This is a genomic window from Streptomyces sp. JLBT605 (genome assembly GCF_058215555.1).
In genome coordinates, this window is sequence record NZ_JBYZMT010000001.1 from 98,282 (window position 1) to 112,307 (window position 14,026).

Annotated in this window: 15 protein-coding genes; 5 read left to right on the forward strand and 10 right to left on the reverse strand. The window is 70.4% G+C overall.

Annotated elements, in window-relative coordinates; all coding sequences use genetic code 11:
• Positions 1–193 precede the first annotated feature (193 nt).
• Positions 194–925, forward strand: coding sequence for a dienelactone hydrolase family protein (locus AC4BDD_RS31840; RefSeq protein ID WP_490692107.1), 732 nt, complete (start codon positions 194–196; stop codon positions 923–925).
• Positions 926–1,131: 206 nt separating this feature from the next.
• On the opposite strand, the gene AC4BDD_RS31845 is transcribed toward AC4BDD_RS31840, so the two are convergent.
• The 3 genes from AC4BDD_RS31845 to AC4BDD_RS31855 are packed head-to-tail and all read right to left on the reverse strand — an operon-like array spanning position 1,132 to position 3,572.
• Positions 1,132–1,917, reverse strand: coding sequence for an ABC transporter permease (locus AC4BDD_RS31845; RefSeq protein WP_490692108.1), 786 nt, complete (start codon positions 1,915–1,917; stop codon positions 1,132–1,134).
• Complete coding sequence (locus tag AC4BDD_RS31850; protein ID WP_490692109.1) at positions 1,914–2,870, reverse strand: ATP-binding cassette domain-containing protein; 957 nt, start codon at positions 2,868–2,870, stop codon at positions 1,914–1,916. The genes AC4BDD_RS31845 and AC4BDD_RS31850 overlap by 4 nt, the downstream gene beginning before the upstream one ends.
• A gap of 30 nt (positions 2,871–2,900) precedes the next feature.
• The gene (locus tag AC4BDD_RS31855; protein WP_490692110.1) at positions 2,901–3,572 is read right to left on the reverse strand and encodes a DUF4097 family beta strand repeat-containing protein; all 672 of its coding nucleotides are present in this window, start codon (positions 3,570–3,572) and stop codon (positions 2,901–2,903) included.
• A 223-nt stretch (positions 3,573–3,795) separates the two neighbouring features.
• Here AC4BDD_RS31855 and AC4BDD_RS31860 point away from each other — a divergent pair, with 223 nt between their 5' ends.
• Positions 3,796–4,551 carry a helix-turn-helix domain-containing protein gene (locus AC4BDD_RS31860; RefSeq protein WP_490692111.1) on the forward strand — a complete coding sequence of 252 codons (756 nt, stop codon included), beginning with the start codon at positions 3,796–3,798 and terminating at the stop codon, positions 4,549–4,551.
• A gap of 104 nt (positions 4,552–4,655) precedes the next feature.
• Entirely contained in the window at positions 4,656–5,084 is a 429-nt protein-coding gene (locus tag AC4BDD_RS31865) for a DUF6059 family protein (protein ID WP_490692112.1), read from the forward strand.
• 83 nt (positions 5,085–5,167) lie between these two features.
• Here the strand turns inward: AC4BDD_RS31865 and AC4BDD_RS31870 are convergent, their stop codons facing one another.
• Positions 5,168–5,989: an AfsR/SARP family transcriptional regulator gene (locus tag AC4BDD_RS31870; protein WP_490692113.1), complete on the reverse strand. Its 822-nt coding sequence runs from the start codon at positions 5,987–5,989 to the stop codon at positions 5,168–5,170.
• A gap of 276 nt (positions 5,990–6,265) precedes the next feature.
• On the opposite strand from AC4BDD_RS31870, the gene AC4BDD_RS31875 reads away from it, so the two are divergent.
• Positions 6,266–6,556 (forward strand): hypothetical protein, encoded by a 291-nt coding sequence (locus AC4BDD_RS31875; protein WP_490692114.1) that lies wholly within the window; start codon positions 6,266–6,268, stop codon positions 6,554–6,556.
• Between the two features lie 206 nt (positions 6,557–6,762).
• Positions 6,763–7,818 carry an AfsR/SARP family transcriptional regulator gene (locus tag AC4BDD_RS31880; RefSeq protein WP_490692115.1) on the forward strand — a complete coding sequence of 352 codons (1,056 nt, stop codon included), beginning with the start codon at positions 6,763–6,765 and terminating at the stop codon, positions 7,816–7,818.
• Between the two features lie 85 nt (positions 7,819–7,903).
• On the opposite strand, the gene AC4BDD_RS31885 is transcribed toward AC4BDD_RS31880, so the two are convergent.
• The 6 genes from AC4BDD_RS31885 to AC4BDD_RS31910 form a co-directional block, all read right to left on the reverse strand.
• Positions 7,904–8,734, reverse strand: a complete 831-nt coding sequence (locus AC4BDD_RS31885; protein WP_490692116.1) for an AfsR/SARP family transcriptional regulator — start codon at positions 8,732–8,734, stop codon at positions 7,904–7,906.
• Positions 8,735–9,259: 525 nt separating this feature from the next.
• Positions 9,260–9,862, reverse strand: a complete 603-nt coding sequence (locus tag AC4BDD_RS31890; RefSeq protein ID WP_490692117.1) for a ScbR family autoregulator-binding transcription factor — start codon at positions 9,860–9,862, stop codon at positions 9,260–9,262.
• Positions 9,863–9,893: 31 nt separating this feature from the next.
• Entirely contained in the window at positions 9,894–11,486 is a 1,593-nt protein-coding gene (locus tag AC4BDD_RS31895) for an acyl-CoA carboxylase subunit beta (RefSeq protein WP_490692118.1), read from the reverse strand.
• A 133-nt stretch (positions 11,487–11,619) separates the two neighbouring features.
• The gene (locus tag AC4BDD_RS31900) at positions 11,620–11,829 is read right to left on the reverse strand and encodes an acyl-CoA carboxylase subunit epsilon (RefSeq protein WP_490692119.1); all 210 of its coding nucleotides are present in this window, start codon (positions 11,827–11,829) and stop codon (positions 11,620–11,622) included.
• A gap of 158 nt (positions 11,830–11,987) precedes the next feature.
• On the reverse strand, positions 11,988–13,232 hold the full coding sequence (locus AC4BDD_RS31905) for a cytochrome P450 family protein (RefSeq protein ID WP_490692120.1): 1,245 nt from the start codon (positions 13,230–13,232) through the stop codon (positions 11,988–11,990).
• A gap of 115 nt (positions 13,233–13,347) precedes the next feature.
• Positions 13,348–14,025 carry a ScbR family autoregulator-binding transcription factor gene (locus AC4BDD_RS31910; protein ID WP_490692121.1) on the reverse strand — a complete coding sequence of 226 codons (678 nt, stop codon included), beginning with the start codon at positions 14,023–14,025 and terminating at the stop codon, positions 13,348–13,350.
• Position 14,026: the final 1 nt, after the last annotated feature.

Consider the following 14,026-nt stretch of genomic DNA (forward strand, 5'->3'; position numbering starts at 1 on the left):
CTTCCGTCCTGCTCGCAGCTCGGACGAAGGGGACTGGAGGATCGCTATAGCCATCGTGATACCTTCGGCGCCGCCGTGCGTTGCTGCGAACCGAGGAGGTGAGAGGCGATCAACGCTGTGACAGGTCGGGCCTCCCTCCCCCGCATGGCCCAGGGAGTGCCCGCAGAAGGCATCCCGAAAGGTTCCAAACGCTATGCGCTTCACTTCTGAGACGTCGTCCGACGGCGTCCGCGAACAGCTCTTCACCCTCGGTGGGATTCCCGGCGTGCTGTGGACGCGGGAAGGCGCCGCCGGAACTCGTCCGCTCATCGTGATGGGTCACGGCGGCGGTCAGCACAAGAAGGCCCCTGGCATCCTGGCCCGTGCGCGCCGTCTCGCGGCCGAGTGCGATTTCGCGGTGGTGGCGGTCGACGTGCCCGGCCACGGCGACCGGCCGGTGGACGAGGAGTACAACCGGATCGCGACCGAGAACCAGGCTCGCGTGGAGGCCGGGGAAGACCTCGCTCCGCTGATCGCCGGTTTCCAGGCGCTCGTTGCCCGCCAGACCGTCCCGGAATGGCAGGCGGTCCTGGACGCGGTCCAGCGGCTGGAGCATGTGGGCGCCGGCCCGGTGGGCTACTGGGGGGTCTCGCTGGGGTGCGGCCTCGGCATTCCGTTCGTCGCCGCCGAGCCCCGGGTCCGGGCGGCGGTGCTGGGCCTGGGCGGGGCCCTGGCCTCGGCCGAGGACGCCGCTCGGATCACCGTCCCGGTGGAGTTCCTGGTCCAGTGGGACGATGAGCGGGTGCCGCGTGACCAGAGCCTGGCACTGTTCGACGCTCTGGCCTCAGCCGAGAAGACGCTGCACGCCAACCCCGGCAAGCACGGGGACATCCCGGCATTCGAGCTGGACAGCACGGTGGCGTTCTTCTCCCGTCACCTCGCCTGATACCGACCGCTTTCGGCAGGTCCCGTACCGGGGCGACAGGGACGGGCACCCCGGGCAGCCCTCAAACGCCGGCAGGGCGGCGTACGCCGACGTGGTGTCGGGTACGCCGCCCTCGGGCGGGATGCGTTGCGGGATGCGTTGCGGAACGTAGTGCGGGGTGCAATTGCGGGAGGTGTTGCCGGGGGCGGCCCGCGGGCTCATGTCGGCTACTTCGGGTCGCGGTTGAACACCGACTTCGACCACAGATAGCCAAGGACGGTCAGCGCCAGGCACCAGGCGATCGCGAGCCACCCGTTGTGGCCGATCTCGCTGCCCAGCAGCAGGCCGCGCAGGGTCTCGATGGCGGGCGTGAACGGCTGGTACTCGGCGATCGGCTGGAACCAGCCCGGCATCGCGTCGACCGGGACGAAGGTGCTGGAGATAAGCGGCAGGAAGATCAGCGGCAGCGCGTTGTTGCTGGCGGCCTCGGCGTTCGGGCTGACCATGCCCATCCCGACCGCGATCCAGGTGAGCGCCAGGGCGAAGAGCGTGAGCAGCCCGAACGCCGCGATCCACTCCAGGGCCGTGGCATCGGTGGAGCGGAAGCCGATGGCCACGGCGACGGCGCCCACCAGGACCACGCTCATGATGGCTTGTATGACGCTGCCTACGACGTGCCCGACGAGCACGGCCCCGCGATGGATCGCCATCGTGCGGAAGCGGGCGATGATGCCCTCGGTCATGTCGTTGGAGACGGACACCGCGGTCCCGATCGTGGTGCTGCCGATGGTCATCAGCACCAGGCCCGGCACGAGGTAGGCGATGTAGTCGGAGCGGTCGGCGCCGCCGATGCCCGCGCTCATGGTGTCGCCGAAGATGTAGACGAACAACAGCAGCAGCATGACCGGGGTGAGCAGCAGGTTCAGGGTGAGCGACGGGTAGCGCCGGGCGTGCAGCAGGTTGCGGCGCAGCATCGTGGAGGAGTCGCGCACGGCCAGGGACAGGGAGCTCATCGGGCAGCCTTCTCGGGTCGGTCGGGGACGCCGGTGCCGCCGGTCAGGGCGAAGAACACGTCGTCGAGGTCGGGGGTGTGGACGGTCAGCTCGTCCGCCTCGACGCCGGCGGCGTCCAGCCAGTCGAGGATGGAGCGCAGTTCGCGCTGGCTGCCGTCCGAGGGGATCTGCAACGCGAGGGCCTCGTTGTCCCTGGAGGCTTCGCTCAGGGCGGAGGCGGCGGACCGGTAGGCGGCCGGGTCGGTGAAGCGGAGCCGGACGTGCCCGCCGGGGATGAGCCGCTTCAGCTCCTCGGCGGTGCCCTCGGCGGCGATCCTCCCGTCGTTGAGCATGGCGATGCGGTCGGCGAGTTCGTCCGCCTCGTCCAGGTACTGGGTGGTGAGGAAGACGGTGACGCCGTCGGAGACCAGCTCCCGGATGATCTGCCACATGTTGTGCCGGGAGCGCGGGTCCAGGCCGGTGGTCGGCTCGTCGAGGAAGATGATCCGCGGGCTTCCGACCAGGGTCATGGCGATGTCCAGGCGCCGCTTCATGCCGCCGGAGTAGGTGGAGGCGGGCTTCTTCGCGGCCTCGGTGAGGTCGAAGCGCTCCAGCAGTTCGGCGGCGGTGCGCCGGCCCTCGCGGCGGGAGAGGTGGTGCAGGTCCGCCATGAGGAGCATGTTCTCCTCGCCGGTGATCAGCCCGTCGACGGCGGAGAACTGTCCGGTGACGCCGATCGCGGCGCGCACCGCCTGGGGGTCGGTGGCCAGGTCGTGGCCACCGACCCGGATCACGCCGGCATCGGCGCCGATCAGGGTGGAGAGGATCTTGACGGCGGTGGTCTTGCCGGCGCCGTTCGGGCCGAGCAGGGAGAAGACGGTGCCGGTGGGGACGGCGAGGTCCACGCCGTCCAGGACGGTCTTGTCGCCGTAGGACTTGCGCAGCCCGTTCGCCGCGATGGCCAGGTCGGTCATGGGGGTGCTCCTCTTTACCAGGCTGCGGGTCTACAGGCTGCGGGCGGTGATGTCGCCGTGGCCGGTGGTCGCGCTGATGTTCAGGCCGGCGGCGGCGCCTTCGGCGTTGCTGAGCGCGTTGCGGATCCGGCCGTAGCTGGTGCCGGCGTCCAAGACGGCGGACACTCCGTGGGCGGCGCTGACGGACAGGTCGCCCATCTGGGTGGTCAGCGAGACCGTGCCGCGCACCGCCTCGGCGATGTGGATGTCGCCCTTTTGCGTGCTGATCTCCGCGGGGCCGCCCAGGCGGCCGACGAAGACGTCACCGGCGGCGGCGGTGAGACGCATGCTCGCGGCCTCGTCGATCTTGGTCGCGCCGTGCGCGCCGTCCACGACGACGTCGCCGAGGCGTCCGACGGCCCTGAACTCCACGCAGGACGCCTGCACCTCGATGCGGGAGTCGGCGGGCAGCTGGATGGTCACCTCCAGGGATCCGGAGGGGCCGAAGTACTGGTTCTTCGCCGCCGGGGCGTCGATCCGCAGGACGCCGTCGGCGTATTCGACCGTGGCCTGCTCCGCGGCCTTCACGTCGCGGCCCTTCGAGGCGTTCGCGGGCAGGACCTCGACCGCGGTGTCGGCCCGGTCGGCGGCGATGACCTGGATGCGTCCGGCGGGGATGTCGAGGACGGCGGAGATCGGGGTGGGGGTGGCGAACTTCTGCATCGTGTGCTCCTGCGCTCGTTGTTTCTGACAACGGAAAAGCTACGTTGCGTTCACAGATCCAGCAACAACCCTGTTGCACACGAACGACATAAGCGCAGGTCAAGTCCATAAAATCATTGCAATGATGCTGTTGCTTAACGCAACGTCACTCACTCGACCGTTGCAATGGACTGAGCGTGAACGCTATATTGGGGGCAGCGGGGAACCACGAAGGGAGATCACGATGCCGGGAGGCAGGCTCACCCAGTCCGAACGCCAGCGGATCGTGCTGGGGCTGGCCGACGGGCTCGCCTACGCGGAGATCGCCAGGGGCCTCGGCCGTCCCACCTCGACGATCACCCGTGAGGTGATGCGCAATGGCGGCCCCACCGCCTACCGCGCCGACCTGGCCCAGCGCGCCACCGAGCGCCGCGCCCACCGGCGCAGGCACGCCGCGCCCCGGGGCCCAGAGGCGCCGGCGCTGGCCTACGGGCGGGACGCCGAGGCGGTGCGCGAGTACGAGGAGACGTTGACCACCGTCTTCATGCAGTCGGGCATGCCCAAGATGACGGCCCGGGTGATGGCCTGTCTCACCATCAGCGACGCGGGCAGCCTCACCGCGGCCGAACTCGTCCAGCGCCTCCAGGTCAGCCCGGCGTCCGTCTCCAAGGCGGTCGCGTTCCTCGAGAGCCAGGACCTCGTCCGCCGGGAACGCGACGAACGCCGCCGCGAGCGCTACGTCGTGGACGACGACATCATGTACCAGTCGATGATGGCCAGCGCCCGCTCCACCGCCCAGGTCGCCGAGACCGCGCGGCAGGGCGTCGGCGTCCTCGGCCCCGGCACCCCGGCCGCCACGCGCCTGGAGAACACCGCCCGCTTCCTCGACTTCGTCTCCGAGAGCATCGTCCGCGCCGCGGAGCAGGCCCGCGAAGTCCTCTCCACCAAAGCGAAGGCGGACCCGGGCGGCACCGCCGAGCCAGGCCCGGACCAGGGGTAGACAGCCGTTCCGCGCATCCCCGCGCTCGACCCGGTTGCGAGCCGACTTCGACTCCCGTGGCCGACGGTGACCGGACCCGATATCCGGCCAGGGAGGCGACTGATGTGGCGGCAGATGTGAAGGACCACCCCCGGCGCTTCCCCGAGCGCCTGTGCCGTGCGGTGTGGGGTGGGCTGGTAGCCCTCGGCACGATGTATGTGAAGGGGGAGATGCAGCGGGCGGAAGGTGCCTCGTCCGCTCAGGCATCGCCCCTGCCGGCCCCGCCCGGACCGGTTCCGCCCGTCCGGGCCCTGCTGCTCGACGCGCCGCCGGCGGGTCATCCCGAGCGGCTGCGCCCGGACATCCCGCCGACCGCGCTGGAGCTCGCGCTCCAGCGGGAGCTCGGGATCGCGGCCGACGGCAACCCGGGCGCTGACGGTGCCGACCGTGCCGACGCGGGCGACGCGGGCCGCGGCGATGACGGGGCGGAGGGCCGCACCGAGCCACCGCCGCGCCGGCGGCCGCTGCCGCCCACGGCTGACGAGGCGTCCTGAGGCGGCGGCTCCGCGACGGCAGCCTGACTGCGGCCTCGCGACCGGCGGCGCGGCCTCGTGTTCGCCCCGCCTCCCGGCTCGCCTCAGGCCGCGTACAGGTCGAAGGTCGAGCTGCGCCGCGGGCCCGCGACGACGTCCAGCTGCGGGTCGACCGCGAGCATCGCCTGGTGCAGCCGCTGGAGCTGCGGCGAGGGCTCGACCCCCAGGTCCTCGATCAGCCGCCTGCGCAGCCGCCGGTAGACATCAAGCGCGGTGGCCTGCCGCCCGGAGCGGTAGAGCGCCACCATGGCCTGCGAGTACAGGCCCTCGTGGTGCGGGTGCCGGGCGATCAGATCGGTGAGTTCGGCGATGAGTTCGGTGTGCCGGCCGAGCCGCAGATCGGCGTCGATGCGGCGCTCCCTGGTGACCAGGCGGCTCTCCTCGAGCCGCATCACCTCGATCTCCAGGATCGGGCCGACCCGCACGTCCACCAGCGCGGGGCCCTCCCACAGGTCGAGGGCCTGGCGGAAGGCCTGTGCCGCCCGCTCGTCCTCGCCCTCGTCGAAGGCCAGTTGCCCCTCGGCCACCAGGCGCTCGTACTCGTGCACGTCCACCGCCTCGGAGGGGATCTGCAGCAGATACCCGCCGTACCGGGTGGCCAGTACGTCCTTGGCGGAGCCCGGCACATCGGGGCCCATCGCGGTGCCCAGCCTGCGGCGCAGCTCCAGGATGTACGTCTGGAGAGTGGTGAGGGCGCTCTGCGGCAGATCGGTGCCCCAGATCTCCTCCATGAGGGTCGGGACGGGCACGACCCGACCCGGGTAGAGGGCGAGCAGTGCCAGGATCTGCCGGGGCTTGCCCGCCGTCGGAACGATCGAGACCCCGTTGACCTCGGCGCTCAGTGGACCCAGAACCTGAATCTTCACGGTTTCCTCCGTACCTTGCCGGCCCCCGCCGTTTCCGAGCCGGTACCTGAGGCGCCGATACTGTCGCCTCCCGGACTTCTCTGTCCTTTCCCCACAAGCCATGAACGAGAGGCACCGTATCCTCCGTGGACCTTCCGCTCCGGCAATCTCCAGCATTCTTTGAGCAGTTCTCCAATCGGAGACTCTGACGCGCCGCTGACAAACAGCTGACCAGAGAATGAGGCGTAGCAGAAGAGCCTTTCCCGGGGCTGCGAGCGGCTGTTAGGTTTCCGCGCCATGAACACGGATACGGGATGGGATGGCGCGCCGCGCGGCGCGGATCCGCTCACCCGCCGACTGCTGCGGCAGATGCTCGCACATCGCGCGCGGCCGCTTCCCTTCGGTCCCTCCCGCCCCGGTGAACCCTCCGGTGACGGCGAGGTCCCGGCAGGTGGCGGGAATCTGGCCGATGACAGCCTGGACAGTGTGACCATGATGCGGTTGATCTGTGCCTGGCACCGGCGCGGCGTCGAGGTCGGCTTCCCGGAGCTGATGGCGCGGCCGGCGGCGGCCGTGCGCCGCAGGTGAGACGCGCGGCGCCACAGGTGAACGATGTATTCCGCGTCATCCGCCGCACGCGCGCCCTGAAATAGGCTCAAGAAACCTTCCACGGCGCCCTGTGAACCGCTGGTGCCGAGTCGGTATCCGCGCTCCGAGCGTCTATCGTCCGATGGTCGAAGAGTTGTTCGTGGTTATTCCGGGAAGCCGGAAATGGATCACCGGACGGAGACCTCATGGAATTCGGCATCAACTCCTTTCCGGCCACCGCACCGAAGCGAGGGTGTGCCGGCCTGGAGTTCCGCATTCTGGGTCCCGTGGAGATCCGTGACGGGCGCACCGGTCTGCGGACCGTCCCCACCGGCGTCAAGCAGCGCGCCCTGCTGGGTGCCCTGGTCGTCAAGGCGGGCCAGGTCGTCTCCGTGCACCGGCTGATCGACGAGCTGTGGGGGGAGCATCCGCCGGCCAACGCGACCAACGCGCTGCAGGCCCATGTGACCCGGCTGCGCCGGCTGCTGCCGGTGCCGGAGCCGGGCTCGGGCACCCCGCACCACGAGTGGATCGTCTCCCGCTCGCTGGGCTATGTGCTGCGGCTGGGCCCGGCGGACACCGACGCGGGGCGGTTCCTGCGGCTGGCCGCCGAGGGCCGGGCGGTCGCCATCAGCGACCCCGAGCGCGCGGCCGGTCTGCTGCGGCGGGCGCTGGCGTTGTGGCGCGGGCCCGCCCTGGAGGGCAGCGGGCGGGGGGACATCTGCTCGGCCGAGGCCTCGCAGCTCCAGGAGAGCCGGCTGATCGCGCTGGAGACGCTGTACGACGCGTGCCTGCGCGCCTCCCGGCACGGCGAGATCATCAGCGAACTGGAGGAGCTGACCACCGATCACCCGTTGCGGGAGCGCTTCTACGACCTGCTGATGACCGCCCTGTACCGGTGCGGGCGGCAGGCGGAGGCGCTGAGCGTGTACGACCGGGCGCGCAAACGGCTGGTGCACGAACTGGGGGTGGAGCCGGGGCCGGTGCTGCGCGGCCGGATGGAGTCGATCCTCCACCACGATCCGGAGCTGGGCCTGGCCACCCACCGTGGCCCGGGCGGTCCCGTACGCCCGGTGCCGGCATCCTGCGGGGAACACCTTCCGGCCACGGCCGCCGCCACCTCCGACTCCGAGGCGACCGTGCTGAGTCTGCGCGGTGAGATCGCCCGGCTGCGCCGCCATATCGAGCGGCTCTCCCGCGAGCAGGAGGACCTGATCAACCGGTTCGACCAGCTGTCGGCCCGCCCCGCGGCGGGACAGTGACCCACCGGACACCCCCTAGGCGCGGCGCGTTCCAGGGCCTCCCGGACGCGCTCCGGGACCCTGGACGCGGACAACCGGGGCGGGTTCAGCCCACCCGGGCGACGATCCGTGAACCGCCCGCCTCGGGGCCCATGGCGGCCGCGGGCTCGGGGTGGGCCATCAGGATGGAGCGCTGGAGGCGGATGAGCGCGGCCGAGGGCTCAAGACCCAGCTCGGTGACGAGCGTGGTGCGCAGCCGCTGGTAGACGTTGAGGGCTTCGCCGCGCCGGCCGGAGCGGTGCAGCGCCAGCATGAACTGGCCGTGCAGGCTCTCGTGCATCCGGTACTGGTTGACCAGCACGGTCAGTTCCGAGAGCAGCTCCCGGTGGCGTCCCAGCCGCAGCTCGGCCTCGATCCGCTGGTCCAGGGCGCACAGCCGGGCTTCCTCCAGTCGCTTGATCTCGATGTCGATCTGGCTGCCGGCCTGGACGTCGGTGAGCGCGGGCCCGGTCCACAGGGACAGGGCGTCGCGCAGCCGGCGGGCACCGCCGGCGAAGTCCTCGGCGTCCATGGCCCGGTAGCCGGCGCCGGCACGGCGCTCGAACTCCCGGAAGTCGACGGTGCCGCCCCGGGTCTCCAGCCGGTAGCCGCCGGGCAGGGTGGCGAGGATGTCCTTGGCGGTGATCCGCTCGTTCTCACCGCGGGCCAGCGCCTCGGAGATGAGCTCGCGCAGCTGGAGCACGTAGGTCTGCATGGTGGTACGGGCGCTGCGCGGCGGATTGCCGTCCCACAGCTCCTCGATCAGCGTCGCGACCGGCACGACCTGGTCGGCGTGGAGCGCGAGCAGGGCGAGCACCTGCCGCGGCTTTGGCGCGGTGGGTGCGATGGATACTCCGTTTTCTCGCACAGACAGTGCGCCCAGCACTTCGATGTCCATGTTTCTCCCCCAAGTCGGGCATGCAGGGCCAGGGCAGGGCCTGCGACTCGCCGCGCCACCTCCTGGGATGAGGTGGCTTGCGGCACCTGACGCACACGAACACACAAACGAAACGAACCCTATGATAAAAAAACAGCACAGTCGGTTTGTCAACCATGAACGAGTCAGGCGGTCCATCCAGGAGAGAGATCCTGCCATCGGCCCCTTCCCACGGCATATGGGTCGGCCCCCGATGCGACCGCGGGTAAGGCGCTGGTCGGGTCGGCGCCCTCGCACGCCCGTGCGCCTTGCCCTCGGGCCCTGTGGCGGTTCGGATCGACCGGAATCGGCAGCTCCCCCGCCCTTTTGGCGGGTGCGCCGGCGCCGTTCAGGGGTGGTGGCGAGCGCCCGTGGCTCGCTGAGGAGTTCGAGGGCGCGCCAGAAGTCCGGCGCACACAAAAGGGCCTAAAAACGGCTCAAAAAAGAGACCGGACTGCCTGTTGTTGAGGTGGGTTGGTACGGACTAGGCAGCCGGCCGCGGGGCCGTCACGGCGTCCCGCCGCTGCCTTCGGCGAGGAGCTCCCCGAGGATCTCGGGGGCGGCGAGGTTCGGCAGCAGCAACTGCCAGAACTGCGTGACGGTGCTGCGGGAGAGCCACCCGGCGTCCTGGGTGGCGAGCACCTCGAACCCCACCGTCGCCGCCACCACGGTGGTGACCGCGGCCTTCGGCACCACCGCCGGCCGCAGCTCCCCCTCACTGTCGGCCCGTTTCAGGATCCCCTCGACCCAGTCGTGCCAGCACCGGCGCAGACAGGTCTCCGCGGTGCGGGCCGCGTCCCCGCTGAGCTCGAACCCGGCCCGCAGCACCACGTCCTCGCGGAGCCCGCGGACGAAGGCGTGCGTGACGTCCACCAGCATCTGCAGATTGCGCGTCCGCTCCCGCTGCCCGCGCTCGGTGATGCCGCACAGCCGCTGCGCCGCGGCCGCCTCGACCGCGGCGGCGAGAGCGGCCTTGCTGGAGAAGTGGAAGTGCAGCGCGCCGTTGCTCACCCCGGCCTGCGAGCTGATCGTGGAGAGCGACGCCACGGTGAAGCCGTCCCGGTCGAAGATCTCGGCCGCGGACCTGATCAGCGCTTCACGCGTACGCACTGCGCGTTCCTGTCGGACCATCAGTACTCCGTTACTGCGGCGGGTTGCCGTGCTTGCGGGACGGCAGGTCGGCGTGCTTGTTGCGCAGCATCGCCAGGGACCGGATGAGGACGGACCGGGTCTCGGCCTGGTCGATGACGTCGTCGACCAGACCGCGCTCGGCGGCGTAGTACGGGTGCATCAGTTCGGCCTTGTACTCCTTGACCATGCGGGCGCGCATGGCCTCGGGGTCCTCGGCCGAGGCGATCTGGCGGCGGAAGATGACGTTGGCCGCGCCCTCGGCGCCCATCACGGCGATCTCGTTGGTGGGCCAGGCGTAGGTCAGGTCGGCGCCGATGGACTGGGAGTCCATCACGATGTACGCGCCGCCGTAGGCCTTGCGCAGGATCAGGGAGATCCGCGGCACGGTGGCGTTGCAGTAGGCGTACAGCAGCTTGGCGCCGTGCCGGATGATGCCGCCGTGCTCCTGGTCGACGCCGGGCAGGAAGCCGGGCACGTCCAGCAGCGTGATGATCGGGATGTTGAAGGCGTCACACATCTGCACGAACCGGGCCGCCTTCTCGCTGGCCTCGATGTCCAGCACCCCGGCCAGGGTCTGCGGCTGGTTGGCGACGATGCCCACCACCTGGCCGTTCAGCCGTGCCAGGGCGCAGACGATGTTGCGGGCCCAGCTCTCGTGCACCTCCAGGAAGTCGCCGTCGTCGACGATCTCCTCGATCACCTGGTGCATGTCGTAGGGCCGGTTGCCGTCGACCGGCACCAGGTCCAGCAGCGTCTCGGTGCGCCGGTCGGCGGGGTCGTCGCAGGGCACGCACGGCGGGTACTCGCGGTTGTTCTGCGGCAGCATCGACAGCAGGTAGCGGACCTCGGCGATGCAGGTCTCCTCGTCGTCGTAGGCGAAGTGCGCCACGCCCGAGGTCTGAGCGTGCACATCGGCGCCGCCCAGTCCGTTCTGGGTGATCTCCTCGCCGGTGACGGCCTTGACGACGTCGGGGCCGGTGATGAACATCTGCGAGGTGTCGCGGACCATGAACACGAAGTCCGTCAGGGCCGGCGAGTAGGCCGCGCCACCGGCGCACGGGCCGAGCATCACGCTTATCTGCGGGATGACGCCGGAGGCGCGGGTGTTGCGCTGGAAGATGCCGCCGTAGCCGGCGAGCGCGGAGACGCCCTCTTGTATACGGGCGCCGGCGCCGTCGTTCAGCGACACCAGCGGCGCCCCCGCGGCGATCGCCATGTCCATGACCTTGTGGATCTTGGTGGCGTGGGCCTCGCCCAGCGCACCGCCGAAGATGCGGAAGTCATGGGCGTAGACGAAGACCGTGCGGCCCTCGACGGTGCCCCAGCCGGTGACCACACCGTCGGTGTACGGCCGCTTCGCCTCCAGCCCGAACCCGGTGGCCCGGTGCCTGCGCAACTGCTCGACCTCGTTGAAGGAGCCCGGGTCCAACAGGAGTTCGATGCGCTCGCGCGCCGTCAGCTTGCCCTTGGCGTGCTGGGCCTCGGTCGCCTTCTCGCTCGGCCCGCGCACGGCCTGCTCGCGGACCGCGTGCAGTTCGGCCACTCGCCCCCGGGCGTCCGCCGCCTCCACAGAGGCGGGAGAAATGTCATCCAGCAACGTCACGACAGGTCCCTCCCTCGGTGTGAGTGCGGCCGATTCGGATACACCCACGATAACAAACCGCCTCTGCGGTTTGTAAATAACGGAAAAGGTGGTTCACGCAAGAATCGTCCGCGGGGACCGGCCCCGACGGGGTCTACTGCCAGCTGTGCGGCGAGCGATACGCTGCCGCGCGCTCCCACCGCCGCCAGGGTGCGGTGGCCGGCTTCTCCTCGCTCTGCGCTGCCGGCCCGCCCTGTGCGGCCAGCCTCGAGAGCAACACCACGGTGACGGCGGCCAGTTCCGCCTCATCAGCCCGGCCCCGCTCGACGCGGACCACCGGGCCGGCGCTCTGCAGATCGTCCACTTGGCCCTCCTTCGCCTGCCGCTTACGGTCAGCGCCGGTACTCAAAGCGGGCTCGGACAGCGGTGGAGGGTCACCCGCGTCCCGGCAGGCCGAGAACTCCGCGGCCGCCACAGGCCGCGGAGTTCTCGGTCGGGTCACTCGGTCGGTGCTCGCCCGGTTCAGCCCGCGGGAGCGCGGAGCAGCACCGGCAGGGAGTCGTAGCCGCTGATGATGAACGACGGCAGCGGCTCGAGCGCTTCGGCGGGGCGGGCCAGCGTCATCTCCGGGAAGCGCTCGAAGAGCGCGGGCAGGGCGATCCCCGCCTCCAGCCGGGCCAGCGGGGCGCCCAGGCAGTAGTGCACGCCGTGTCCGAAGGCCAGGCTCTCGCCGCCGCTGCGCTCCCGCGCGCGCAGCAGGTCGAAGTCGGCGGCGTCCTCGCCGTGCTGTTCGGGGTCGAGGCCGGCGGCGGCGAAGGAGACCAGGATCGGGTCCCCCTTCTTGATGAGCACGCCGTCCAGTGCGATGTCCTCCACCGCGAACCGCATCGGCACGTAGGCGGCGGGGTTGTGCGTCCGCTGGGTCTCGGCCATCACGTCCGCCCAGTCGGCACGCCCGGCGCGCACGTGCTCCAGTTGCTCGGGGTGACTCAGCAGCGCGGCGACGGCGTTGCTGATCACGTTGCTGGTCGTCTCCTGACCCGCCCCGATCATCAGGTTCAGGGTGCTCACCAGCTCTTCCTCGGTGAGCCGTTCGCTGTTGTCCCGGACCGCGATGAGGGCGGAGGTCAGGTCGTCACCGGGGCGGGCGCGCTTGGCGGCCACCAGTTCGGCGAGCATCCCGACGACCTTCGTCTGGGCCGCGTAGACCTCCTGGGCCGCGGCCGTGGTGCTCAGCGTCGCGGCGATGGCGGCGCACAGCTCGGCCCGGGCGTCCTCGGCGACGCCGAACAGCTCGCAGATCACCCGCAGCGGCACCGGCTCGGCGAAGGCGGTCCGCAGGTCGACCGGTTCGCCGGCCGGGGCGGACGCCAGGTCCTGGAGCAGTTCGGTGACGATCTGCTCGATGCGCGGCCGGAGGGCTTCGGTGCGCCGCGCGGTGAAGGCGCCGGCGATGAGCCGGCGCAGCCGGGTGTGCTCCTGGCCGTAGGAGAAGAGCATGGTCTCGGCGGTCACCCAGTGGAAGAGCGGCCATTCCTCGGTGATCCGGCCGTCCCGCAGGGCCGGCCAGTGCTGCCGGGCGTCCCGGGAGACCCGCGGGTCGGTCAGCAGTTGCTTGATGACGGCGTGGCGGGTGACCGCCCAGGCGAGCACGCCCCCGGGCAGCTCGACCTGGACCGCCGTTCCCTGTCTGCGCAGCTTCGCGGCCTCTCCCGCCAGATCGCGCCCGGTGACGTCCAGCGCGTACGGGCAAGCGGTTGTTTCCATCAGTGCAGTGCACTCCGATCGGTTGGTCATTGCATGGAGCGTTCCAACACGTGCGCACGAAAGAGGGCTCAAGCCCTCTCTATCCCCCGCAATGGATCATTTCCGTCTGAATGGGTCAGTAAGGTTCGGGCTGCGTGGCGGGCTGCCAGGTCTTGAGGGCCTCTTCGTATACCCGCTGGCCGCGTCCCGGTCCGAAGTCCAGCCGCACCAGCACTCCGGGGACCGCCACGGATGCCATCAGATGGCGGTAGAGATCCGCCATTCGCTCCTGGAGGTCATCCCGGTCGGTCATCGTCTTCGACAGGATCTGGACCCCGGTGAAGCCCCCGACGAACATCTTGGTGACGGCGTCGAGGTCGAGATGCGGAAGCATCTCCCCCTCGGCTTTGGCCTTTTCGAAAAGCTCCAGGCTGGAGTCGAGCCACGCCTGCATGGGCGCGCTGCGGTCCAGTCCGTCGTTGGGCGATCCCTGGTCCACGGTGAGCCGCACGCTGCCGCGCAGCAGCGGGTCGGTCCGCAGCAGGTAGGCGAGCATCAGGGCCCGGTCCACCGCTTCTTGGAGCTTCAGCTCCTGCTCGGGGGCCTCGGGGACCGCGCCGAGCTGCTCGGTCAGCACCCCTTGCGCGACCTCCTGCTTGGACGCGAAGTGGAAATAGAGGGCGCCCTTGGTCACCCCTGACTTCGTCAGGATCTCGGAGATGGTCGCTGCTTCGTATCCGACCTCGTCGAAGACCTCGGCCGCCGCGACGAGGATCGCCCGCCGCGTCCTGATGGCCCGCTCCTGTCGCGCCACA